20 protein-coding genes are annotated in these 21,615 nt (G+C 71.7%); 9 read left to right on the top strand and 11 right to left on the bottom strand.

All coding sequences use genetic code 11. The features are described from left to right. Positions 1-124 precede the first annotated feature (124 nt). Complete coding sequence (locus ACFYL6_RS14310; protein WP_387171230.1) at positions 125-1,564, top strand: pyridoxal-dependent decarboxylase; 1,440 nt, start codon at positions 125-127, stop codon at positions 1,562-1,564. 402 nt (positions 1,565-1,966) lie between these two features. Here the strand turns inward: ACFYL6_RS14310 and ACFYL6_RS14305 are convergent, their stop codons facing one another. Continuing rightward, complete coding sequence (locus tag ACFYL6_RS14305; RefSeq protein WP_387171763.1) at positions 1,967-2,953, bottom strand: sulfite exporter TauE/SafE family protein; 987 nt, start codon at positions 2,951-2,953, stop codon at positions 1,967-1,969. A gap of 269 nt (positions 2,954-3,222) precedes the next feature. Beyond that, positions 3,223-3,687 (bottom strand): Rrf2 family transcriptional regulator, encoded by a 465-nt coding sequence (locus ACFYL6_RS14300; RefSeq protein WP_091407884.1) that lies wholly within the window; start codon positions 3,685-3,687, stop codon positions 3,223-3,225. Between the two features lie 289 nt (positions 3,688-3,976). Between ACFYL6_RS14300 and ACFYL6_RS14295 the strand changes: the two genes are divergently transcribed. Then, positions 3,977-4,645: a YceI family protein gene (locus tag ACFYL6_RS14295; protein ID WP_387171228.1), complete on the top strand. Its 669-nt coding sequence runs from the start codon at positions 3,977-3,979 to the stop codon at positions 4,643-4,645. A gap of 69 nt (positions 4,646-4,714) precedes the next feature. Here ACFYL6_RS14295 and ACFYL6_RS14290 read toward each other — a convergent pair whose 3' ends face one another. The 4 genes from ACFYL6_RS14290 to ACFYL6_RS14275 form a co-directional block, all read right to left on the bottom strand. Further along, the gene (locus ACFYL6_RS14290) at positions 4,715-5,599 is read right to left on the bottom strand and encodes an acyl-CoA thioesterase (RefSeq protein WP_387171226.1); all 885 of its coding nucleotides are present in this window, start codon (positions 5,597-5,599) and stop codon (positions 4,715-4,717) included. After that, complete coding sequence (gene pyk, locus ACFYL6_RS14285; protein ID WP_387171224.1) at positions 5,596-7,044, bottom strand: pyruvate kinase; 1,449 nt, start codon at positions 7,042-7,044, stop codon at positions 5,596-5,598. The genes ACFYL6_RS14290 and pyk overlap by 4 nt, the downstream gene beginning before the upstream one ends. 268 nt (positions 7,045-7,312) lie before the next feature. Next, positions 7,313-8,695 carry an FAD-binding oxidoreductase gene (locus ACFYL6_RS14280; RefSeq protein ID WP_387171222.1) on the bottom strand — a complete coding sequence of 461 codons (1,383 nt, stop codon included), beginning with the start codon at positions 8,693-8,695 and terminating at the stop codon, positions 7,313-7,315. A 132-nt stretch (positions 8,696-8,827) separates the two neighbouring features. Beyond that, on the bottom strand, positions 8,828-9,190 hold the full coding sequence (locus ACFYL6_RS14275; protein ID WP_091407872.1) for a YciI family protein: 363 nt from the start codon (positions 9,188-9,190) through the stop codon (positions 8,828-8,830). 242 nt (positions 9,191-9,432) lie between these two features. Between ACFYL6_RS14275 and ACFYL6_RS14270 the strand changes: the two genes are divergently transcribed. After that, positions 9,433-10,305: an aldo/keto reductase gene (locus ACFYL6_RS14270; protein ID WP_238657033.1), complete on the top strand. Its 873-nt coding sequence runs from the start codon at positions 9,433-9,435 to the stop codon at positions 10,303-10,305. Positions 10,306-10,329: 24 nt separating this feature from the next. Here the strand turns inward: ACFYL6_RS14270 and ACFYL6_RS14265 are convergent, their stop codons facing one another. The 3 genes from ACFYL6_RS14265 to ACFYL6_RS14255 form a co-directional block, all read right to left on the bottom strand. Next, entirely contained in the window at positions 10,330-10,758 is a 429-nt protein-coding gene (locus ACFYL6_RS14265; protein WP_387171220.1) for a hypothetical protein, read from the bottom strand. 3 nt (positions 10,759-10,761) lie between these two features. Beyond that, on the bottom strand, positions 10,762-12,978 hold the full coding sequence (locus ACFYL6_RS14260; protein WP_387171218.1) for a M48 family metalloprotease: 2,217 nt from the start codon (positions 12,976-12,978) through the stop codon (positions 10,762-10,764). Between the two features lie 174 nt (positions 12,979-13,152). Beyond that, positions 13,153-13,947, bottom strand: a complete 795-nt coding sequence (locus ACFYL6_RS14255; RefSeq protein ID WP_387171216.1) for an esterase/lipase family protein — start codon at positions 13,945-13,947, stop codon at positions 13,153-13,155. A 204-nt stretch (positions 13,948-14,151) separates the two neighbouring features. On the opposite strand from ACFYL6_RS14255, the gene ACFYL6_RS14250 reads away from it, so the two are divergent. After that, on the top strand, positions 14,152-15,510 hold the full coding sequence (locus ACFYL6_RS14250; protein WP_387171214.1) for a pentapeptide repeat-containing protein: 1,359 nt from the start codon (positions 14,152-14,154) through the stop codon (positions 15,508-15,510). 98 nt (positions 15,511-15,608) lie between these two features. Here ACFYL6_RS14250 and ACFYL6_RS14245 read toward each other — a convergent pair whose 3' ends face one another. Beyond that, entirely contained in the window at positions 15,609-16,190 is a 582-nt protein-coding gene (locus ACFYL6_RS14245) for a TetR/AcrR family transcriptional regulator (RefSeq protein ID WP_387171212.1), read from the bottom strand. Positions 16,191-16,411: 221 nt separating this feature from the next. Here ACFYL6_RS14245 and ACFYL6_RS14240 point away from each other — a divergent pair, with 221 nt between their 5' ends. The 5 genes from ACFYL6_RS14240 (at position 16,412) to ACFYL6_RS14220 (ending at position 20,911) form a co-directional block, all read left to right on the top strand. Then, positions 16,412-17,878, top strand: coding sequence for an MFS transporter (locus ACFYL6_RS14240; RefSeq protein WP_387171210.1), 1,467 nt, complete (start codon positions 16,412-16,414; stop codon positions 17,876-17,878). A 106-nt stretch (positions 17,879-17,984) separates the two neighbouring features. Then, entirely contained in the window at positions 17,985-18,971 is a 987-nt protein-coding gene (locus ACFYL6_RS14235) for an SEC-C metal-binding domain-containing protein (protein ID WP_387171208.1), read from the top strand. A 72-nt stretch (positions 18,972-19,043) separates the two neighbouring features. Beyond that, a complete protein-coding gene (locus tag ACFYL6_RS14230) occupies positions 19,044-19,907 on the top strand; it encodes a hypothetical protein (protein ID WP_387171206.1) in 864 nt (287 codons plus the stop codon). Positions 19,908-19,988: 81 nt separating this feature from the next. After that, positions 19,989-20,432, top strand: a complete 444-nt coding sequence (locus ACFYL6_RS14225; RefSeq protein ID WP_387171204.1) for a nitroreductase family deazaflavin-dependent oxidoreductase — start codon at positions 19,989-19,991, stop codon at positions 20,430-20,432. 68 nt (positions 20,433-20,500) lie between these two features. Further along, on the top strand, positions 20,501-20,911 hold the full coding sequence (locus tag ACFYL6_RS14220) for a hypothetical protein (RefSeq protein ID WP_387171202.1): 411 nt from the start codon (positions 20,501-20,503) through the stop codon (positions 20,909-20,911). Positions 20,912-21,065: 154 nt separating this feature from the next. Here ACFYL6_RS14220 and ACFYL6_RS14215 read toward each other — a convergent pair whose 3' ends face one another. Further along, positions 21,066-21,491, bottom strand: coding sequence for a DUF6244 family protein (locus ACFYL6_RS14215; RefSeq protein WP_387171200.1), 426 nt, complete (start codon positions 21,489-21,491; stop codon positions 21,066-21,068). Between the last annotated feature and the right edge of the window lie 124 nt (positions 21,492-21,615).

The following is a 21,615-nucleotide window of genomic DNA, read 5'->3' as shown; positions in this document are numbered from 1 at the left end:
CCCTGGAACTCACGGATCCGACTCACGCGCATCCTAAGGCAAGCGCTTTCCGCCACACAACATCGACGACAATCGCTGGATCGGGGTCTTGCCCCCGCGATCGATGCCTGATCAACTCGTCCGGGTGAGCGCTCACCACATGGACCCCGCCGAATTCCGTCGCGCCGGCCACGCCGTCGTCGACTGGATCGCCGACTACTGGGCGACAGTGGAGCAACGACCGGTCGCCCCGGCCGACCCCCCGGGCACGGTGGCCGCCGCCCTACCCAATGAGCCGCCCACCACCGGCGGCGAACCGGTCGAGGCGATCCTCGCCGACCTGGACTCGATCGTCGTACCGGGGCTGACCCACTGGCAGCACCCGGGCTTTTTCGGCTACTTCCCGGGCAACACCTCCGGCCCGAGCGTGCTCGGCGACCTGGTCAGCTCCGGGCTCGGCGTACAGGGAATGCTCTGGGCCTCCAGCCCGGCCTGCACCGAGCTGGAGACGGTGATGATGGACTGGCTGGCCCACCTGCTGGACCTGCCACCACGGTTCCGCTCGACCGGCACCGGCGGCGGGGTCATCCAGGACTCGGCCTCCTCGGCGACGCTGGTGGCCACCCTGGCCGCCCTGCACCGGGCCAGCGGCGGCCGCTGGCGCCACACCGGCATCGACCGGCGCTACCGCGCCTACACCTCCATCCACGGGCACTCGTCCATCGAGAAGGCGGTACGGATCGCCGGGCTGGGCAGCGACGGAGTCCGGTCGATCGACGTGGACCCGGACACCCAGGCGATGCTGCCGGGCGCGCTGCGGGCCGCGATCGAAGCCGACCTGGCCACCGGTGACGTACCGGCCATCGTGGTGGCGACCATCGGCACCACCTCCACCACCGCCGTCGACCCGCTGCCCGAGATCGGTGCCATCTGCGCCGAGTACGGGATCTGGCTACACGTGGACGCCGCGTACGCGGGCGCCGCCGCCGTCTGCCCCGAACTGCGGTGGTCGCACGCCGGCCTGGAGTACGCCGATTCGTACTGCTTCGACCCGCACAAGTGGCTGCTCACCGGCTTCGACTGCGACGCGTTCTGGGTGGCCGACCGCGCCGAACTGATCGAGGCGCTGACCGTCCTGCCGGAGTTCCTCCGCAACGCGGCCTCCGAGTCCGGCGCGGTGATCGACTACCGGGACTGGCAGGTGCCACTCGGACGGCGGTTCCGGTCCCTGAAGCTGTGGTTCGTGCTGCGCTGGTACGGCGCCGAAGGGCTGCGGGCACACATCCGCTCCGGGGTGGCGCTGGCCGAGCGGTTCGCCGAACGGGTCCGCGCCGACGACCGGTTCGAGGTGGCCGCGGCGCACCCGTTCTCCCTGGTGTGCTTCCGACTGCGCGCCGACGACGACACCAATGCCTCGTTGCTGGCCTCGGCGAACGCCACCGGACGCGTGCACCTGACACACACCCGCGTCGTCGGCCGCTACACGCTGCGGCTGGCGGTCGGCTCACCGCAGACCACCGAAGCGCACATCGACGAAGCCTGGGCCCTGCTCTCCAAGGCAGCCGACACCCTGCTGACTCCCTAACCCCCCGTAGCCCCGCCCGCTCCCCGCACCCCCGCACCTCACGTTCCCCACGCCCCCACGCCCGCGCCCTCGCGCCCTCGCCCCTCGCCCCTCGCCCCGCGCCCCGCGCCCTGCGCCCTGCGCCCTGCGCCAAGATCTGCGCAAGTTCCCGGATGTTGCTGCCTCCGGCGCGCGAGAGACAGCAACATCCCTGATATTGCGCGGATCTTGACGACAAACACCGCGCCAACCGACCGGGAGCGGCCTTCGGGCGCCCACCGCCGTCAAGGTCACGCTCGATCCAGGATGTAGTGGCCACGAAACGCCCGGAGGCCACTACATCCTGGATGTAGCGCGATCTTGGCGATTCAACCTCGGTGATGACGACGTTGACGGGGCGTCAGCGGGCGGGCGGAACGGGGTTCAGCGTGGGGTGGGCGTACCCGTTGCGGCCAGATCGGCCGGGACCTCGCCGGCGGATGCAGCGTCGGGGGCCTCGGCGGGCGCGATGGCAGCGGCGACGGGAGTAGTGCTCGCGGCTTCGGCGCGGGCGCGGCGGGTACGGCGTAGGGCACGCACGGCCAGCACCAGGGCGGCCAGCCAGCCGGCGGCCAGCAGGGCGTACAGGGCGGGGCGGGCCGGACCGTCCAGTTCGGCGGAGCGGATCAGGGTGCGGGCGTTGGTCAGCACGATCACGCCGCCGATTGCCGCGCCGAGCAGTTGGGCGGGCACGATTCGCACCAGCCAGGCGGCCAGCGGGGCGGCGATGAGCCCGCCGATGAGCAGGGCGGCGACGGTGGGGAGCAGGAATCCCTCCGCGCCCAACCCGATCAGGAAGCCGATGCTGGCCGCGCCGGCCACGACGAACTCGGCGGTGTCCACCGAGCCGATCACCTTGCGGGGTTCCATGCGGCCGGAGACCAGCAGCGCCGGGGTGGCCACCGGGCCCCACCCGCCGCCGCCGGTCGCGTCGACGAAACCGGCGACCAGGCCCAGGGGGCCGAGGAAACGGCCGCGTAGCCGCCCGCCGGCCCGGTCGGTGCGCAGCGGTCGGGCGAAGCGGACCAGGAGGTACGCGCCGAGCGTGAAGAGAATGCCGGCCATCCACGGTGCGGCGGCCTCGGTGGAGATCGAGCTGAGCAGTGTGGCGCCGGCGAAGGCACCGATCGCTCCGGGTAGGGCGATGCGGGTCACCACCCGCCAGTCGACGTTGCCGAACCGCCAGTGCGCCACCCCGGCGGCGAACGTGGTGCCGATCTCGGCCAGGTGCACCGAGGCCGAGGCGGCGGCCGGGGCGACCCCGGCGACCAGCAGCAGAGTGGACGAGGTCAAGCCGTACGCCATGCCGAGCGAACCATCGATCAGTTGCGCGACGAGCCCGACCAGAGCGAGGACCAACAGCTTGCGCACGAGCGCCCCCAGACTTTTCGGCATCTCCTATCGACTTGGTCGACAATGCGGGATGGGGCAGCCAGGGTCAAGCCCCGATCGATAGATGGGACGCTTTGCGGGGTGCGCCGGGCCGGGAACCGAGCGGCGCACAGACCGAAGCGCGCAGGTCAGCGGCCAGGTGACGCGGGGCGGCGCACAGACCCAGGCGCGGGTCAGCGGCCAGGTGACACCGAGCCGGCAAACGGACCCAAGCCCGGGTCAGCAGCCAGGTAAGGCGGAGCCTGCGCTCAGATCCAGGCGCGCGGGTCGGCGGCCAGTTCGGTGACGCGCGCGGGCAGGGTGCCCGCGGCCACGTCGGCGACGCTGACCAACTCCAGGATCTCCCGCTCGCTCGCCCGCAGCGCGATCCAGACCTCCTGGAGGGCGTGGGCCGGACCGTGGTAGCCGAGTTGCTCGGGGCGTTGCCCGCGTACGTGGGCGAGGGGCCCGTCGATCACCCGGATGACCTCGGCGAGGGAGATCTCCTCGGCGGGGCGGGCCAGCCAGTAGCCGCCCTCCGGGCCGCGCTGGGCGTGCACGATGCCGCCCCGGCGTAGCTGGAGAAGGATGCTCTCCAGGAACTTCGGGGGGATCTCCTGGGCGCGGGCGATCTGGTCGGCCGTGACCGGCCGGCCGCGCCCGGGGCCGCTGGCCGTCGCGGCAAGCTCGGCGGCCGCGCGGAGGGCATAGTCGACCCGGGCGGAGAGGCGCATGTCGGCAAGGTTAGTCGCTGGTCAACCGGCCGGGCGGGCGACCCTCGGCCGATCGGCCACGCATCGATGGAAAGTAGCGCCGCCGACGCCCGTGCGGGCCGCCGTCCGGGACCGGTGAACGGCCGCCGCCGGCACTGGTGAAGTACGCCATGATCCACACACGGTGGCGGCGGAAATGCCGATCCGGAGCGTCCCTATGCTGGGCGGGAGTACGAATGTCCGGCCGTTTACCCGGCCGCCAGCAACATATTGATAAACACCCGGGTGTACTCGGGGGGAAGGCAACACGATGACCGATGTCGCCACACGCACCTGGGATGGCATGACCATCCCGGTCGCCGGCACCTATCTTCTCGATCAGGCGCACAAGCGGATCGGTTTCCTGTCCCGGCACATGATGGTGAGCCCGGTGCGTGGTGAGTTCGCCGAGGCCACGGCACAGATCTTCGTGGCGGAGGACCCACTGCTCTCCTCGGTGACGGCCACCATCATGTCGGCCAGTATCACCACCGGGAGCGTCGACCGGGACACGCATCTGAAGAGTCCCGACTTCCTCGACGTGGAACGTTTTCCCACCCTCGAATATCGAAGCACCGGCATCAAATGGCAGGGCAACGAGGACCCCATATTCCAGTGGGCGCGTCTGCGCAACCATCGGTTGGCCGGACGAGGCCGGAGTCACATTGTTCCGCCGCAGTCCGACGGCATTCCCGGACGATTCGTCCTCACCGGTGAGTTGACCGTGAAGGGAATCACCCGGGCCGTCGACCTGGAGGTGAATTTTGGTGGCGCTCGTCAGGATCCGTACGGGCAGAACATCTTCGGATTCAGCGCGACGGCCGAGATGAACCGTGAGGACTACGGCCTGCTCTGGAATGTCGTCCTGGAGAGCGGCGGGGTGCTGGTCGGCAAGACGGTGCAGATCGAGATCGCCGGGGAAGCCATCTACCAGGCCTGAACCACATCATCCCCGCCAGAGGCCTGGCGGGGATGAGCGACAACTACCTGGCGGGGATGAGCCAGAGCGTCAGGAGCCGACGCGGCGCAGCAGACCCTCCTGGACGGCGCTGGCGATCTGCTGGCCGTCCGTGGTGAACATCCGGCCGGTGGCCAGCCCCCGCGCCCCCGACGCCGACGGGCTCAGGCAGTCGTAGAGGAACCACTCGTCGGCCCGGAACGGCCTGTGGAACCACAACGCGTGGTCCAGGCTCGCGCCGACCAACCCGCCCGGCCCCCACACCTCGCCGTGCGCGGAGAGCACCGAGTCCAGCAGGGTGAGGTCCGAGGCGTAGGTGAGCGCGCAGGCGTGCAGCAGGGGGTCGTCGGGCAGTTTGCCGTCGATGCGCATCCAGACGCGCTGGTGCGGGTCGGCGGGCCGGTCGCCGGGGCGGACCCAGCCGGGCTCGCCCACGTAGCGCACGTCGATCGGTCGCGGGATCTGGCCCCAGATGCCCAGCCGCTCCGGGTAACGGGAGAGCCTGTCGGTCATCGTCGGCACGTCCTGCGGCGGGGGTACGTCCAGCGGGGCCGGGGCCTGGTGGTCCAGCCCCTCCTCGGCCCGCTGGAACGACGCCGACATGAAGAAGATCGGCTTGCCGTGCTGGAGGGCGACCGCGCGGCGGACCGAGAAGGACCGGCCGTCGCGGATGTTCTCCACCTCGTACGCGATCGGCTCGACCGGGTCGCCGGGGCGGACGAAGTAGCCGTGCAACGAGTGCACGAACCGCTCCGGGTCGACGGTGCGGCCGGCGGCGACCAGGGCCTGACCGGCGACCTGGCCGCCGTACACCCGTTGTGGGCCGACCGGGGGGCTCATCCCCCGGAAGGTCATCTCCCCGGTCGGGTCGAGGTCCAGCACTTCCAGCAGCTGGTCCACCGCCGCCTGGCCGACCGCGACCCGACCGTCGCTCACTGCAGGGCCCGCGCCGACGCGGCGTCGACCAGCGAGCCGAGCTGGTGTACGCGCAGCGTGTTGGTCGAGCCGGGGGTGCCGGGCGGGCTACCGGCCACGATCACCACGTAGTCACCGGGGTTGGCCCGGTCGAGGCCGAGCAGCGCCTGGTCGACCTGGCGGAACATGTCGTCGGTGTGCTGCACGAACGGCATCAGGAAGGTCTCCACGCCCCAGGTGAGGGCGAGCTGGTCGCGCACCTCGGGGACCGGCGTGAAGGCCAGCAGCGGCAGGTCGCAGTGCAGGCGGGACAGCCGTCGCACGGTGTCACCGGTCTGCGAGAAGGCGACGAGCGCCTTGGCGTTGATGGCCCGGGCGATCGACGAGGCGGCGACGGTGAGCGCGCCACCGTGCGTACGCGGGTCGTGCTGCAACCGCGGCACCCCGATCGAACCGGCCTCGGTGGTCGTCACGATCTTGGCCATGGTGCTGACGGTGAGCACCGGGTACTTGCCGACGCTGGTCTCGCCGGAGAGCATCACCGCGTCCGCGCCGTCGAGCACCGCGTTGGCGACGTCGGAGGCCTCCGCCCGGGTGGGGCGGGAATTCTCGATCATGGAGTCGAGCATCTGGGTGGCCACGATGACGGGCTTGGCGTTCTCCCGGCACAGCTGCACGGCGCGCTTCTGCACCAGCGGGACCTCGTCCAGCGGCATCTCGACACCGAGGTCACCGCGGGCGACCATGACACCGTCGAAGGCCAGCACGATGGCCTCCAGGTGCTCCACCGCCTCCGGCTTCTCGACCTTGGCGAGCACCGGCCGGAACACGCCCTCCTCGGCCATGATGTTGTGCACGAGCTTGATGTCCTCGGCCGAGCGGACGAAGGACAGCGCCACCAGGTCGACACCGAGACCCAGGGAGAAGCGCAGGTCCTCGGCGTCCTTGTCCGACATGGCGGGCACGCTGACCGCCACGTTGGGCAGGGACACGCCCTTGTTGTTGGAGACCGGGCCGCCCTCGGTGACGAGGCAGCGGATGTCGTTGCCGGTGACGTCGGTGACCTCGACGGCGACCCGGCCGTCGTCGATCAGCAGCCGGTCGCCGGGCTTCACCTCGTGGGGCAGCTTGGTATAGGTGCAGGAGACCCGCTCCTTGGTGCCGATGACGTCGTCGCCGGTGATGACGACCGAGTCACCGGTACGCCACTCGTGCGGGCCGTCGGCGAACCGACCGAGCCGGATCTTGGGGCCTTGCAGGTCGGCGAGGACGGCGACCGGCTTACCTGCTGCCTCCGACGCCTCCCGGACCAGTCGGTAGACCGCCTCGTGGTCGGCGTGGCTGCCGTGGCTGAAGTTGAGCCTCGCCACGTTCATGCCGGCCTCGACGAGACCCCGGATGCGCTCCGGGGACGAGGTGGCGGGACCAAGAGTGCAGACGATCTTCGCGCGGCGTGTCACGCCCATCAGGCTAGTCTCTCCTTCAGGTCGGACTCGGGGCCGACCCCTTGCAGGCAGTGGAACAGTTGTCCAACGACGCGCGGTGCGCGTCGGACCGGCGGGCGGAACCGCACCGGGAACGTTGTGGCGACGGGCATCAGCGACCGCGCGCCGGGAATCGTACGCCTCTGGTGCCGTGCGGTGTCGGGGTGCTCCCGGCGGCGGCTCACTGCGAGTGCCCCGACGGCGGCAGGCGGGGGCTCACTCCGGGTGCCCCGACGGCGGCAGGCGGGGCTCATTCCGGGTGTCCCGGGGGCGGCAGGGTGGGCACCGCGTGGAGCAGGTCGCGGGGGTCGTAGCGGCGCTTGGCGTGGCGTAGCCGCGCCCAGTTCGCGCCGTAGGCGAGCCGGACCCGGTCGGTCTCCTCCGGGGCGAGCAGGTTGGGGTAACCACCGGGCAGGGCGTGCGGGGCGAGGGCCGCCGAGGTCCGGTCGGCCCACTCGCGGTGCGGGCCGGCCTGGTCGCCGGGCGCCCAGACCGCGATGACCTCGGTCATCAGGTGGTCGGCGCGGAGCCCGAACGCCGTGTCGGCGGGTCGGACCCGGGTGGCCGCACCGTGGAAGTGGTGCACGGCCAGCGCGGAGAACGGCGAGGTGACCTGCCGGGCCGCGTCGACGAGCGTGTCCACCACGCCGTCGGTGAGCGCGGGCAACCACCGGGTCCGCAGCAGGTAGTGGTTGCCGTCGACCATCCCGCCGTCGAACATGCGCAGGGCGTCCGCGTACGGCATCGGGCCGATCTGGTCGACAAGTGGCGTGCCCAGCGCGCGCAGCCGGTCCATCCACGGTGCCCCGGCGGCCAGGTCCGGGCCGCTGTAGAACGGGCAGACGAAGATCACCGGCTCGCCGGCCGGGCCGGGCAGGAAACCGGCCATCACGGTCAGCTCGTCAGGGGCCTCGGCGACCAGCGCGCCGTAACCGCGCAGCACGGCCGGTGCCTCGGACAGCGCGAACATGATCATGCCGGCCAGTACGCCGGGCAGCCGGTGCGCGCGGAAGCGCAGCTCGGTGACGACGCCGAGGTTGCCACCGCCGCCGCGCAGCGCCCAGTACAACTCGGCGTCGTGGCGGGGGTCGGCGGTGACCCGGCGGCCGTCGGCGAGGACCACCTCGGCGCCGAGCAGGCTGTCCAGGGAGAGACCGAACCGGCCGCACAGTGGGCCGTACCCGCCGGCGAGGGTGAGCCCGGCCATCCCCACGGCGCCGACCACGCCGGTGGGGACCACCAGATCGTACGGGCGGGCCGCGGCGAGCAGCTCGGCCGCCGTGGTGCCGCCGCCGATGGTCACCGTGGCCGAGTCCGGGTCGACCTGGACCGCGCGTAGCCCGGTGAGGTCGAGCACCAGACCGCCGTCGCGCAGCGCGCGGCCGGCCCAGTCGTGCCCTCCGGAGCGGACCGAGAGGGGCAGGTGACACCGGGCGGCGACGCGGACCACCTCGGCCACCTCGTCGGCGTCCCGGCACCGGGCGACCAGCACGGGCGTGCCCGCCACCGCGCCGTTCCAGAGCCGGGTGGTGGTGGCGTAACCGGGATCGCCCGGCTCGTGCAGCCGGTCGCCGAGCAGGGCACGCAGTCGGGCGGCGGCCGACGCGGCATCGGGGGTGGCGGCGGAGATCATGGCGACTCCTCGACCGGGGCCGACCCACGACACCGGGTACGCCCCGGCGGCGGCCCGCGCTGGGCGCGACCGTAGCACCGGCAGGCGGGCGAGCGCCGTCGCCATCACGACAGCCACCGATGGGCCGGCGGCTCAGCTACCCGCCTTGACCAGCGGGAACTCCAGGGAACCGGCCGGGCAGAGGAAGGTCAGCACCTCCACCCGGTAGAGCCCGGCCTGCACCGCCGGGTCGGCCTCCAGCACGCTGCGGACGTCGTCGACGCTGCCGGTGCGGGCCAGCCCGAAGCCGATCGGCGGATCCGGCTCGCGCGCCGGCCCGTCCACTGAGCCGGCGACCAGGACGATGCCGCGTCGCTGCAACGCCTGCATGTGCTCGGCGTGCTCGGCCTGCAACCGCTGCACGGTCTCGGCGGGCAGGGCCCGCCCGGCCGCGCCGGGATAGATCACGATGCACTCGTACGTGTCGAGCGCGAAGTTGACCTGCGGCACTCCCATGGGTGCTCCCTCCGCCGTCGCTCCGGAACGCACCGGCTCCGGCCAGCGTCGCACGGACACCATGGTCGTACCGGGCGCTTCCCGGCAACTCGGCTCGGCGCGCCCGCGGCGTGTTCGCGCCCACACTCGGCCGACCGACGGCATGGCGGCGGGGTTCCGGGGGATGATCCATCGGTGGCGGGTGGACTATTCGCGCCCGCGCTGTCCACGCCCGCCACGACAAGACGATTGGGGATCGGGCAATGGCGACAAATATCAGTGAGCAGCCCGCGAAGGCGTCCGGCACGTACCGGATCGGTGGCGACGTCACCGTCAACCGGCTCGGCTACGGGGCCATGCAGATCACCGGCCCGGGCATCTGGGGTGACCCGAAGGACCCGGCCGAGGCGGTTCGGGTGCTGCGCCGTGCGGTCGAGCTGGGCGTGACGTTCATCGACACCGCCGACTCGTACGGGCCGTTCGTCTCGGAGTTGTTGATCCGGGAGGCCCTGCACCCGTACGCCGACGACCTGGTCATCGCGACCAAGGCCGGGCTGAGCCGCTCCGGCCCCGGCGACTGGCGGGCGCTGGGCCGGCCGGAGTACCTGCGCCAGCAGTGCGAGCTCAGCCTGCGTCACCTCGGCCTGGACAGCATCCCGCTGTACCAGTTGCACCGGATCGACCCGAAGGTGCCGCTCGCCGATCAGCTCGGTGAGCTGGCCCTGCTGCGGGAGGAAGGCAAGATCCAGCACATCGGGCTGTCCGAGGTGAGCGTCGCGCAGATCGAGGAGTCCCGGGCGATCACCACGATCGCGTCCGTGCAGAACCTGTACAACCTCGCCAACCGCAGCGCCGAGGACGTGCTGGAGTACTGCGAGCGCAACGACCTCGCGTTCATCCCGTGGTTCCCGATCGCGACCGGTGAGCTGGCCCGCCCGGGCGGCCCACTGGACGCCATCTCCACCGCGCACGGCGCGTCGCCCGCGCAGCTCGCGCTGGCCTGGCTGCTGCGCCGCTCGCCGGTGATGCTGCCGATCCCCGGCACGTCCTCGGTGGCGCACCTGGAGGAGAACGTGGGCGCGGCCGACGTGCGGCTCACCGACGACGAGTTCGAGGCGCTCGCCAAGGCGAGCTGACCCGCCGCTCCGGGCGCCGTCGGATCAGCCGGCGGCGTCCGGACCGGGCTCCGGACCGGGCTCCGCACCGGCGTCCGGACCGGGCTCTCGGGCGGCGCGCAGCGCATCGGTCGCCTGGGCCAGCAGGCGAGCGGAGTCGGTCCGTCCGCTCACCTGCAGCTCCACCTCGGTGTCCCCGCTCTGGATCCGGATGCTGGCCTCGGTGCGCTGCTGGTCCACCCAGGACTGCAACAGGTTGAACAGCCCCGGAAGCAGGCCCTGGGCCAGCACCGCGATGATCACCGCGTCGCTGAAGCCCGGCCGTCCCCCGCCGCCACCGGCCGCCCGGACCACCGGCCGGTACTCGGGCCGGCGGTGGATCCAGGTCAGCAGGTCGACGGACGACGGCTGGCGCTGCCGGGGGTTGATGGTCAGCCGAACGGGCAGCCGGGCTGCGGAATCGCTGTCGGTCACTGTTCAGTCTCCCGCTGACTCGGCGGCGGGTCGGAAGGTCACGCTGTCCCCGTCGGCGGTGGCGACGCCGGCGACGATCAACCCGTCCTCGTCCTTGAACGGCGAGCTGGTGCCGAAGTAGGTGGTGCTGCCGCTGACCTGCACCCTGCCCTGGGTCTCGTACGGGGTGGAGACCTGGGCGCTGGCCGGGCCGGTGAGTTCGACGGCGAGCTTCGGGTACTCCAGGATCTTCCAGGTGACCTTCTGGGTGGAGCCGCCGTAGTAGCGGAACGGGCAGCCCGGCGGGGCGGCGACCGTCTGCTTGGCGCACTCGTCCAACCAGGCGCGTACCCGGGCCTCGACGGCTTCGATCGCCGTCGGCTTGAGCACCGGCGCCAGTTGCAGGGTGGCGGCGGTCTCCCCCGGGCCGACCAGCACGGTCGCGCTCGGCGTCTCGCTGAGCGCGCTGGAGGGGCCGGTCGCGGTGTAGGCGCCGGGCAGCAGCACCAGCGGCGGGCCCTCGGTGGCGACCGGCAGTTCGACCCCGTTGAGCCGTACCCCGGGGTCGGCGATCGCGGCGTTGAGTGGGGTGGGCCCACCGCTCAACCGCCAGCCGTGGAACAGCCCGGCGGTGGTGTCGTCCTCGCGGCGCAGGGCGAGGGTGGCGGTCTGCCGCGCGTCACCCAGCCGGTACGCCACGGTGGCGGTGGCGGTCTCGCCGTCGCGCTCCAGCGAGCTGATCTCGACGTCGGTGGGTGGTTGGTAGCCCTTGCCGCGCAGCAGTTTGCCGAGAAGGTCACTGTCGGTGCCGTTGCCCTGGTCGGTCAGGTAGCCGAGCGCGGCCTCGCTGTCCCGGTCGGCGAGCGCGGAGAAGTAGCCGTCGATCGCCGCCTGGGGTCGGAAGAACGCCCACTGCACCACGCCGAGCCCGCTGGTGCCGAAGCAGGCGACCAGGGCGAGGGTGCCGACCAGCAGCCAGGTGCGGCGGGTGCCGACCGGGCCGGAGTGGTTGAACAGCCGGTCGACGGTGACGGGCTGGCCCGCCCCGGCGGGCGCACCGGCCAGCGATGCCCGCTCCAGTGCGTCGAGCCGGAGCTCGTGTGGTGGGTGGGTGGCGCAGACCGCCTCGTCCCAGCCGCTGCGGCCGGTCTCGAAGGACAGCCGCCGTTCCAGGATGCGCCGCAGCCCGTCGACCTGCCCGGTGAGCACGGCGCCGAGGTCGGCCCGGTACTCGGCCGCCCGCACGTCGCGGGCGTGCAGCGGCAGCACCACGTAACGCATGGTGAGCAGCACCGGCCAGAAGAACACGAAGACCACGAAGTTGGTGGCCGGGTGCGGGAACGTCCGCATCAGCCAGGTCGGCAGGGCGTGCGCGAGGGTCAGCGGCAGGCCGACGCCGCGGACGAAGGCACTGGTGATCTCGTCCCCGGTGCGCCAGTGCACCAGTTCGTGGCTGAGCAGCGCCGCCACCTCATCGTCCGGTTCGGCCAGCACGGCGGTGGTGACCACCACGTGCCGGGCGTACGTCCGGGCGTTGCTCAGGACCGGGTCGTCCTCCATCAGCAGCCGCGGCACGCTGGGCAGGCCGAGCCGTCGGGCGCACTCGTCGAGCACGGGGCGCAGCCGCGCGTACTCCCGGCGGCTGGGCTGGCGGGCACCCGAGACGACAAGCAGGCGTGGTTCGAGCAGCACCCGGTAGAGCGTGTAGAGGACTCCGATCAGCGCCGCCGCGATGACCGTGCCGATCAGGCCGGTGAGCAGCGCGAAGGGCTCGTCGGCGACACCCAACCAGGGCAGCGCCAGCACGACGAGGAAGCCGACCAGGAAGCCGATGACGAAGCCGGCCACACCGCCGAGCACCCCGCCGGAGCGGGTCAGGAACGCCTCGATCAGGGAGCCGATCAGCGGGGCGTCGCGCAGCGCCTGGGGCACCTGGTCGTCGGCGCCCGACCCGAGGGCGAAGAGCCCGGCGATGGCGAACGTGAGACCGCCCCAGAACGCCATGAGCAGCGCGACCGGCAGGTAGAACCAGGTGGCGAGGAACGCGCCGAGCACGCCGCGCCAGTCCCGCAGGATCCCGGCGCGCAGCCAGACCAGCGCGCTGGGGTAGCCCGGTGGGCGGTCGGCGAACCCACCGGTGGGCGGTGGGGTGTCGGCCGACGGCGGTTGGGCGGCCCGGACGTCGAGCTGCGGCACGGTCGGCGGGGTGTTCTCCGGCGGCACGGTGGGCGGCTCGGTCATGAGCGCTGCTCCCTCTGGAAGGATGGCGTCCACTGTCGGGAATGGACAGCCGGAGCAGGCTATCGAGCACATCTGATGTCTGCCACACCGTTTCGCGGGATCGTCGCGCACCCGACACTCGGCGTCGCGACTCCGGTGCGGCGGGCCCCTGCGGGACCGCCGCACCGGAGCGGGTCAGAGCGCGAGGCAGTTGGGTCGCACCGGGCCGTCGACCAGGGCGCCGCGCACGATGGTGTACGCCGTGCCGTCGAGCACCAGACCGAGGTGCCCCACCACCCGCAGCGGGCAGTACGCCTGGATCAGCACGTTCGTCGCACCGTCGTTGACGGCGGCGTTCCCGGTCGGCCGGACCAACTCGTCCTGCAACGTGCGGATGGTGGTGTAGCGCACCGCACCCGGGGTGTCGTCGCCGGCGTTGAGGTCGGCGAGGAACGCCGAGCCGATGGTCATCTGTTGGCAGGCCACGACGCCGGCGCAGCTGCCCAGACCCAGGAACGCCACGATGTTGGCGACGTACGTGCCGTACTGCGGGGTGCCCAGGCTGACGTACCGGCCGACGGTGGCGGTGCCGCCGAGCCGCTTGAGGTAGTACCGGCTGACCAGGCCCCCTTCGGAGTGGGCGACGACGTCCACCGTCGCCGCGCCGGTGCTGGCGCGGACCTGGTCGACGTAGCCGGCGAACGCGCGGGCCGAGGTGGGGATGTCACCGAGGCCCAGCCCGGGCAGCTGGTAGATGAAGGCGCGGTAGCCGTCGGCGCGCAGGCGGGCGGCGATCGGCTCGTACGCGACGGCGACGCCGCTGAGCCCGCCGACCACGATGACGGGGTTGGCCGCCGCGGCGGCGAAGGGTGTGGTCGGGGCGGCGGTGGCCGGGGCGGGATCGGCGGGGGCGGCGGTCGCCGTGGCGGTGGACGCGAGCACCGCGGCGGTGGCGAGGGCCAGGACGAGGGCGGTCTTTCGGAGCAGCATGGCTGCACCTCCGGGGGGAGGCACCCGGCGAACCGGGCAGGTGGGTGGGGGTGTCCGGTCGACCGTGCGACGATCATCCCCGCAACAATTCAGAAACGTCAATGACTTGTTACGCGCCGGTAACCCGTTGTTCCGGCGGGGGCGTAAACGGTCATACCGCCACGCTCCATATCGGACACCGACGACGGCTGGCATGCTGTGGCCGTGGCTGTCGACGAACCCACCGAGCGCGAGCTACGGGTCATGCCGTGGTGGCTGGTCCTGGTCGGCCTACTGGTCGCCGTCGCCCTGGGCTGGCTGGTGCTGGACCTGCTGCTCACCGAGGCCGACCGGGCCAGCCAACCCGACACCCGCGCCACGCTGCGCATCGACGCGATCCGCACCGGCCTGACCGTGGTCGCCGGCACCGGCGGTGGGCTCGCGCTGCTGCTCGCCGCCCGCCGCCAGTGGATCGCCGAACGCGCGCAGCGGCACCAGGAGAGCGTCGCCGCCCGCGACCAGGTGCACCGGGACCGGGTGCAGGCGCACGCCGAGGCGGTGGCCGAGGCCGCGCAGCGCCACCAGGACCGGCAGTCCGGGGCCGCCGAGCACGACGCGGCGGAGCGTCGACTGACCGAGCTCTACACCCGCGCGGTCGAGCTGCTCGGCAACGACAGCGCTGCGGTACGCCTCGGCGGCCTGCACGCGCTGGAGCGCCTCGGTCAGGACAACCCGAGGCAGCGCCCGACGATCGCGGCGGTGCTCTGCGCGTACCTGCGGATGCCGGCGCCCGACGGCGAGCCGCGCGAGACGGAGGTCCGGCGCAGCGCGCAGCGCGTGCTCACCCGGCACCTGCGCGCGGACGACGCGGCCCACTGGCCGGAGCTGCGGCTCGACCTGGTCGGCGCCGCGCTCGTCGACTTCGACGCCGCCGGCTGCACGCTCGTCGACGCGAACTTCACCGAGGCGGTGTTCACCGGTACGACCACCTTCGCGGGCGCGGCGGCGCGGGGGCGGCTCCTGCTCGGCACGGCGATCTTCGACGACGTGGTCTTCGAGGGGCTCGTGGCCGAGGGCGAGGTCATCCTCGACGACGTTCGCGTCGGCGGCGGGGCCAGCTTCGACGGCGCCGCCTTTCCCGGCGGCCTGTCCTGCCGGCGAGCCAGCTTCACCGGCCCGACCTCGTTTCGCCGGGTGACCTTCGGTCAGCCGACGAGCTTCGACGCCACCCGCTTCGAGGACGCCACCTCGTTCCGGGAGGCCGTCTTCGACGGCGCCCTGTCGATGGAGCACACCGAGTTCGGCGGGTCGACCAACTTCCACTCGGTCCGTTTCACGAACATGGCGCTGTTCCGCTGGACTGTGTTCGGCGCGGAGGCGCTGTTCGACAGGGCCCGCTTCGTCGACGCCGCGAACTTCGGCCGGGCCCGGTTCCACGGCATGGCCAGCTTCCGCGACACACAGTTCAGCCGGCCACCGCAGGTCGAGCAGGCCCGGGCGGTGGCCGATCCTGGGCACCGGTGGCCGGCGGGCACGACCGTCGAACGCCTCGACGACGAGTGGCTGCTACTGGTCGACCGCTGACCGGCCAGCCGGGCGCCACCGCCGCGGAGCGGCCGACCGGGGCGTCAGCGCAGCGCGGCCGGACGGGGCGTCAAGCCGCAGCGCGGCCGGACGGGGCGTCAGCGCGGCGCGGCCGGTGGGCGCAGGCCGTCCAGGGCGACGCCGAGCACCCGGTCACGCTGCTCGGGCGACGGGAACTGGGCCATGGTGAGGCCACTGATCAGCCGCACCACGTCGTCGAAGCCGATGTCGTCACGGACCACACCGGCGGCCTGGGCGCGACGCATCAGCGGCTCACCGGCGGAGAAGATCTCCGTCCGGCAGCTGGCGAAGATCTCCGAGTCGTGCAGCAACTGCTCGGCGAGCGCCCGCTTGGTGGCGACGTACGCGACGAAGCGGTGCAGCCAGGCGACGAGCGCGTCCCAGGGTGGCAGCTCGGCCAGACCCTCGGCGGAGTGGCACAGCGCCCGGACCTCCTCGACGTAGACGGCCTCGAACAGGTGCCGGCGGCTCGGGAAGTTGCGGTAGAGCGTACCGATGCCCACCCCGGCTCGCCGGGCCACGTCCTCCAGCGAGGCGGCGGCCCCGTGCTCGGCGAACGCGTCGCGCGCCGCCGCGATCAGGGCGTCGTAGTTACGCCGCGCGTCGGCCCGCTTTGGCCGCTGGGCGAAGACCTCGGGCGCCTGCCCTGCGCTGGTCATGACGTGCGTCACCTCACCCTGGTTGCATCCGGAGGGAACCCTCCGCTAGCTTAGTGGAGGCACCCCTCCGGAATCCCGGAGGCCTGCCTCCGGTTAGCTTACCTCGGGACCCGCCCGATCGCCGCCTGGCCACCTCGATCGCCCGGACCCCGACAGACCACCCCGTCACAGACGACGGGCGACAAGCCTCATTCCCGTACGTAATCAGGGAGTTTTCTCTCGTGGCAGTGACCTCCCGACGCAGCTCGCGTCGGCTCACCTTCACCGTGCTCGCGGCCGGCGCCGGGTTCTTCGCGATGCTCCAGTCGCTGATCACCCCGGTGCTGCCGACCATCCAGCAGGACCTGCACACCTCCCAGAACACCGTGACCTGGGTCCTGACCGCCTACCTGCTCAGCGCGTCGATCTTCACGCCGATCCTCGGACGTGTCGGCGACATGGTCGGCAAGGAGCGGATGCTTGTCGTCTCGCTCGCCGCGCTCGCCCTCGGCTGCCTGCTCGCCGCCATCGCGCCGAACATCGGCGTCCTCATCGTCGCCCGGGTCGTCCAGGGCATCGGCGGAGCGGTCTTCCCGCTGTCGTTCGGCATCATCCGCGACGAGTTCCCGGCCGCGCGGGTCTCCACCGCCGTGGCCTCCATCTCGGCGATCGTCGCCGTCGGCGGTGGCCTGGGCATCGTGCTGGCCGGTCCGATCGTCAGCACGCTTGACTACCGCTGGCTGTTCTGGATCCCGATGGTCGTGGTCGGGCTGACCGCTGTGGCCGCGCACCTGTTCGTGCCCAAGTCGCCGGTCCGTACCCCCGGTCGCATCGACTGGCGCGCCACAGTGCTGCTCTCTGGCTGGCTGGTCGCGTTGCTGCTGCCGATCAGCCAGGGCGCGGCGTGGGGCTGGACCTCCGCGCGGGTGCTCGGGCTGCTGGCGCTCGCCGTGGTGCTGCTGGTCGGCTGGCTGGTCACCGAGGTGCGCTCGCCCAACCCGCTGATCGACATGCGGATGATGCGCCTGCCCGGCGTCTGGACCACCAACCTGGTCGCCCTGCTCTACGGCGCGTCGATGTTCTCCGTGTACGCGTTCCTTCCCCAGTTCGTGCAGACCCCCACCGTCGCCGGCTACGGCTTCGGGGCGAGCATCAGCCAGGCCGGTCTGCTCATGCTGCCGATGCTCGTCGCGATGTTCGTCGCCGGCATCGTCGCCGGGCGGCTCCAGGCCGTCTTCAGCGCCAAGGCGCAGCTCACCACCGGTGCCACCCTCAACGTGGCCGCCGCCGCGATGCTCGCCACCGCGCACGACACCCGCTGGGAGGTCGCCATCGCCGGTGGCCTGGTCGGCCTCGGCATCGGCCTGGCCTTCGCGTCGATGGCCAACCTGATCGTCGGCAGCGTGCCGGCCAGCCAGACCGGCGTGGCGACCGGCATGAACGCCAACATCCGCACCATCGGCGGAGCGATCGGCGCCGCCGTCGTCAGCGGCGTGATCACCGCGCACCCGCAGGCCAACGGCCTGCCCCGGGAGGCCGGCTTCACGATGGGGTTTCTCGTCCTCACGGCGATCGCCCTGGCCGCCGCGGTCGCGGCCCTCGCCGTCCCGTCCGCCCGGCGGGCGTCGGCCGGTCGCCGGCCGTCCGCCGCGACGATCGTCGAGTCGGAGCTAGCCGGCGAGTTCGCCACCATGCCGGCGACCCGCTGACGGAACGTATCGCAGCCCGGGCGGTTCGCCGCCCGGGCTGCTCCCTGTTCAGGAGTACGCTGGCCGCTCCCCCCACCCACCGTCCGTCGTCTTTCAGGATGCGCCCATGTCCGAGTTGCTGACCGCCGACCGCATCGAAGAGATCGGCGCCCTGGGCTCCGAGAGCCCGGACCCGGCCGCGCTCGTCGCGGAACTGGTGGGCGCCGTCGACGAGGGGCGGGTGGCGGACCCCGACGACACCGGGTACGCCCTGCTGGTCGCCGCGGACATCCTGGAGCAGGCCGGCGACCTAGCCGACGCGCTCGCCCTGGCCACCCGCGCCATCGCCGAGCAGCCGGACGACAACGCGTACGCCCGAGCGGTGCGCGGCGGTCTGCTGCTGCGCCTCGACCGCTCGGACGAGGGCATGGCCGAGCTGACCGCCCTGCGTCCGCTGCTGGAGACCGACCCGGCGGCCACGTATCTGGTCGACGAGCTGGCCGAGTCCGGCCGCAGCGACACGGCGCTGGAATGGCTCACCGGGGCACTGGACGCCATCCTGGAACGGACCCGCACCCAGCAGCACGACTCCGAGGACGCCCAGGACGAGGCCGCCGCCATGATCTACGGCCTGGCCCAGCGGCGGCACGACCTGCGCGAAGAGCAGGGCCTACCCCACGACGAGTACGACAACCTCGCCGACCGATTGCGCGCCGCGAGCACCCACGCGCTCGACGCCCTCGACGACGGCCCGGCGACGCTGCTGTTCTGGCCACAGGCGGAGTTCACCGCGCTGCTGCTGCGCTGGCCCACCCTCGCCGACAGCTACCCCGCCACCTGGGACGAGCACCGCGCCCAGCTCGAACGCGCCCTCGTCGACGCCTCCGGAATGGGCGGCGCCGACCTGGGCGTGGTCGTCGGCACGGTCACCGACCTGGCAGCCTTCGCCGAACGCACCGGAAGCGACCCCACCAGCGAGGAAACCCTCGACGAGTACGCCGACAGCCTCGACGAGACCGGCGTGACGGCCTGGCCACCCGGCCGCAACGACACCTGCTGGTGCGGGTCCGGCGCCAAGTACAAGAAGTGCTGCCTCCCGCGCTCGCGCGCCTGACCGCTCCCTCGCTTTACCCCACCTGCCACCATCGACCTGTCTGCCGCTGTCCCTATCGGTCGGAGTTCAGGCATGGGTGGCTTGATCGACCTCGTCGACGCGTGGTTCGCGGGTAGGCCCACCGAAAACCTGGAGCTTTTCGGTGTGGCCATGGTCCTTTGGGGTCGTCTCGGCAAGTCGATGCTCTACCTGGCCGGACTCACCGTCGTTCTGGACCTACCGGACCCGAAGAAGCTCCAGAATCACGGCGCAGCCGCCACAGAACGTGCTCGCTGGAAGTACGGGCGGATGGGGCGTAAGCGTCAGGTTCGCCGGCTCCTGGGAATACAGGAGGCCGCACTGAACCACATCGCATACGCGGGTCCCAGACGTGGGCTGACCCTGGTTACCCGACTTCCGGCGTATGTCCCTGCGGGACTCCAACTGGAACTGGCTCAGTACCGCGACTTCCGCAATGCGGTGGTCGCAGCTCTGCCCACCGAGCATGCCTGCCGGTACTGGCACGGTCACTCCGTCTGTCCGCAGCAGATCCACTACGCCATCAGCCGGATCAACAGCCTGATCGCCGAACAGTTGCCCGAGGACGAGAGAGATCTGATTCGGGAGATGGAGGCGACTCGGACCAGCGAATTCCCGATGATCTTCATCCTTGGAATCCCACTGATCGGCTTCTCTGCCGTGGGCATCGAGAGGGTCCGGGAGGCGCCATGGGCGCCATGGGCGTTCGGCAGCATCGTTCTCATCTACTTGGCCTGCCTCATCGTTCTCCTACCCGAATCGCGTCTGGTGATGGCAGCGGCGGGCTATCGCGCCTGGGGTTGGGGGCTGTCCCGCTACGGCAGGCTCCTCAATCAGACCCGCCCGCTGCATCTCCTCCGGTGGGTGGCGGCAGTCCTCTTCGCCATCGGTGGCCTGCTCGACCTGCTGGCCTCGTGACGACTGCTTGCGCCGCCAGAATGTGGGCCGGGCCGCGCGGAGGCATTCAGCGTCGCTAGGCTCCAGCGAGGAGGTGGGCCCGTGACCGCGGCAGAGCAGCACGAGACGATCGAGGACAGCCCGGTCGGCTGGGTCGCCAGCCACATCGAGCGCTACGTGCGGACCGACGGCGCGGACGGGGGCACCTTCCACGGCGTACCCTCGCTGCTGCTCACCACCCGCGGACGCCGATCGGGCAAGCTACGCCGCACGGCCCTGATGTACGGGCGCGACGGCGACAACTACCTGCTGGTGGCGTCCAACGGCGGCGCGGCCAAGCACCCCGCCTGGTACCTGAACCTCAGCGCCGACCCTGTTGTGGAGATCCAGGTCGGTGCGGAGCGGATCACGGGTCGGGCGCGGACCGCGACCGGCGAGGAGCGCGTCCGGCTGTGGCCGGTGATGACGAAGGTCTTCCCGACGTACGCCCGCTACGAGAAGGAAACCGACCGCGAGATCCCGGTCGTCGTCATCGAGCGTGATTGATATCCCTCATGGCCGGTGAGGGCTAGGGTGACCGCAGGTAAGCACCCACTCCGACAAGGAGAACCGTCGTGCGCCGCATCATCACCACCATCGCACTGCTCGGGCTGTCGCTCTCCGTCATGCTGGCGCCGACGCCGGCGAGCGCGGCAAGCACCGTCGAAGTCACGTCCGCGACCCTGGTAGCGCGCGGTGTCGCCGTGGACATCACCCTCACCGTGACCTGCCCAGCCGGCCTGTCCGGCGCGACCGAGCTGATCGTCCGCCAGCGGTCGGGCGACCGGGTCGCCTACGCGTCCGGCTGGGCGCCCCTCAACAGCTGCACTGGCGAGCCGCAAGCCGTGCCCGGGAGAGCCTGGGTGGAGGGTGGTGGCCTGGTCCTCCACAAGGGGGTCGCGCTGATCAGCGGTGGCTTCGAGCTGTGCAACCAGGACGTCTGCGACTACCCGAACTTCGAGCAGACGTTCCGCATCAGCCGCTGAAAGAGCGGCCGAGCCGTCGTCGCACGCCACCAACGGCGCGTCCGATGATCAAGTGATGAGAAATAGGTCAGAACCGTTCCCGACACCTACTTCTCATCACCTGATCACTGGCGCCGCCCCGGGTGAACAGGTCAAGCGCGCCAGTCACCCGTGGTCAGTTTCCCAGCGCTCGGACCTTGGCGATCGTCTCCTGCACGTGCTGCTTGGCGGGGTCGCCACCCTGGGACGCCTGCGCGAGCGCCTGACGGTACGAATCGATCATGCCGACCAGCGGACCAGCGGCTACGCCTTCCAGCGCACCAGCCACGAGTGCTCGCGCCTCGGCCGCGTCCTGTGCTGCCGCTGCGGTCTTGGCCTTCGCCTCGTCCAGCTTCTGCGACGCCGCCGCCAACCTCGCGATGATCTGTGCTGCGCTCACGCGCACCTCCCCGTGATCGACCATCGCCTCCACCACCGCACCGGCAGAGACCACATGGGAGCGTACGAGATCCGCGCACCCGGCGCGACCGGCTGCTAGCTCCCGCGTCACCTCGTGGGTGGTGGATGCGGCAAGCGAGCTGGTCTGACGGAGTTTGCCCACGGGACCTCGACCGAGCCCGGACGGCGACCAGATCTTGGACAGTTTCCGTTACGTGGGCGGGCTCAACTGGTGGTTGCAACACCCCCTTTGGTGATTGTCGTTGGGGTGGTTATGGCGTCGAGGT

The sequence above is a fragment of the Micromonospora sp. NPDC007208 genome (assembly GCF_042869175.1).
GTDB lineage: Bacteria > Actinomycetota > Actinomycetes > Mycobacteriales > Micromonosporaceae > Micromonospora > Micromonospora foliorum.
Note: the sequence above shows the minus strand (reverse complement) of the source record. Positions and strands in the feature narration are given on the sequence as shown.

Excerpts from the sequence above, each read along its gene's own strand:
- ACFYL6_RS14300 (WP_091407884.1), bottom strand. The coding sequence starts at position 3,687 with ATGCGCCTCTCCGCCCGGGTCGACTATGCCCTCCGCGCGGCCGCCGAG.
- ACFYL6_RS14295 (WP_387171228.1), top strand. The coding sequence starts at position 3,977 with ATGACCGATGTCGCCACACGCACCTGGGATGGCATGACCATCCCGGTC.
- pyk (WP_387171224.1), bottom strand. The coding sequence starts at position 7,044 with ATGGGCGTGACACGCCGCGCGAAGATCGTCTGCACTCTTGGTCCCGCC.
- ACFYL6_RS14280 (WP_387171222.1), bottom strand. The coding sequence starts at position 8,695 with ATGATCTCCGCCGCCACCCCCGATGCCGCGTCGGCCGCCGCCCGACTG.
- ACFYL6_RS14275 (WP_091407872.1), bottom strand. The coding sequence starts at position 9,190 with ATGGGAGTGCCGCAGGTCAACTTCGCGCTCGACACGTACGAGTGCATC.
- ACFYL6_RS14270 (WP_238657033.1), top strand. The coding sequence starts at position 9,433 with ATGGCGACAAATATCAGTGAGCAGCCCGCGAAGGCGTCCGGCACGTAC.
- ACFYL6_RS14260 (WP_387171218.1), bottom strand. The coding sequence starts at position 12,978 with ATGACCGAGCCGCCCACCGTGCCGCCGGAGAACACCCCGCCGACCGTG.
- ACFYL6_RS14255 (WP_387171216.1), bottom strand. The coding sequence starts at position 13,947 with ATGCTGCTCCGAAAGACCGCCCTCGTCCTGGCCCTCGCCACCGCCGCG.
- ACFYL6_RS14245 (WP_387171212.1), bottom strand. The coding sequence starts at position 16,190 with ATGACCAGCGCAGGGCAGGCGCCCGAGGTCTTCGCCCAGCGGCCAAAG.
- ACFYL6_RS14235 (WP_387171208.1), top strand. The coding sequence starts at position 17,985 with ATGTCCGAGTTGCTGACCGCCGACCGCATCGAAGAGATCGGCGCCCTG.
- ACFYL6_RS14230 (WP_387171206.1), top strand. The coding sequence starts at position 19,044 with ATGGGTGGCTTGATCGACCTCGTCGACGCGTGGTTCGCGGGTAGGCCC.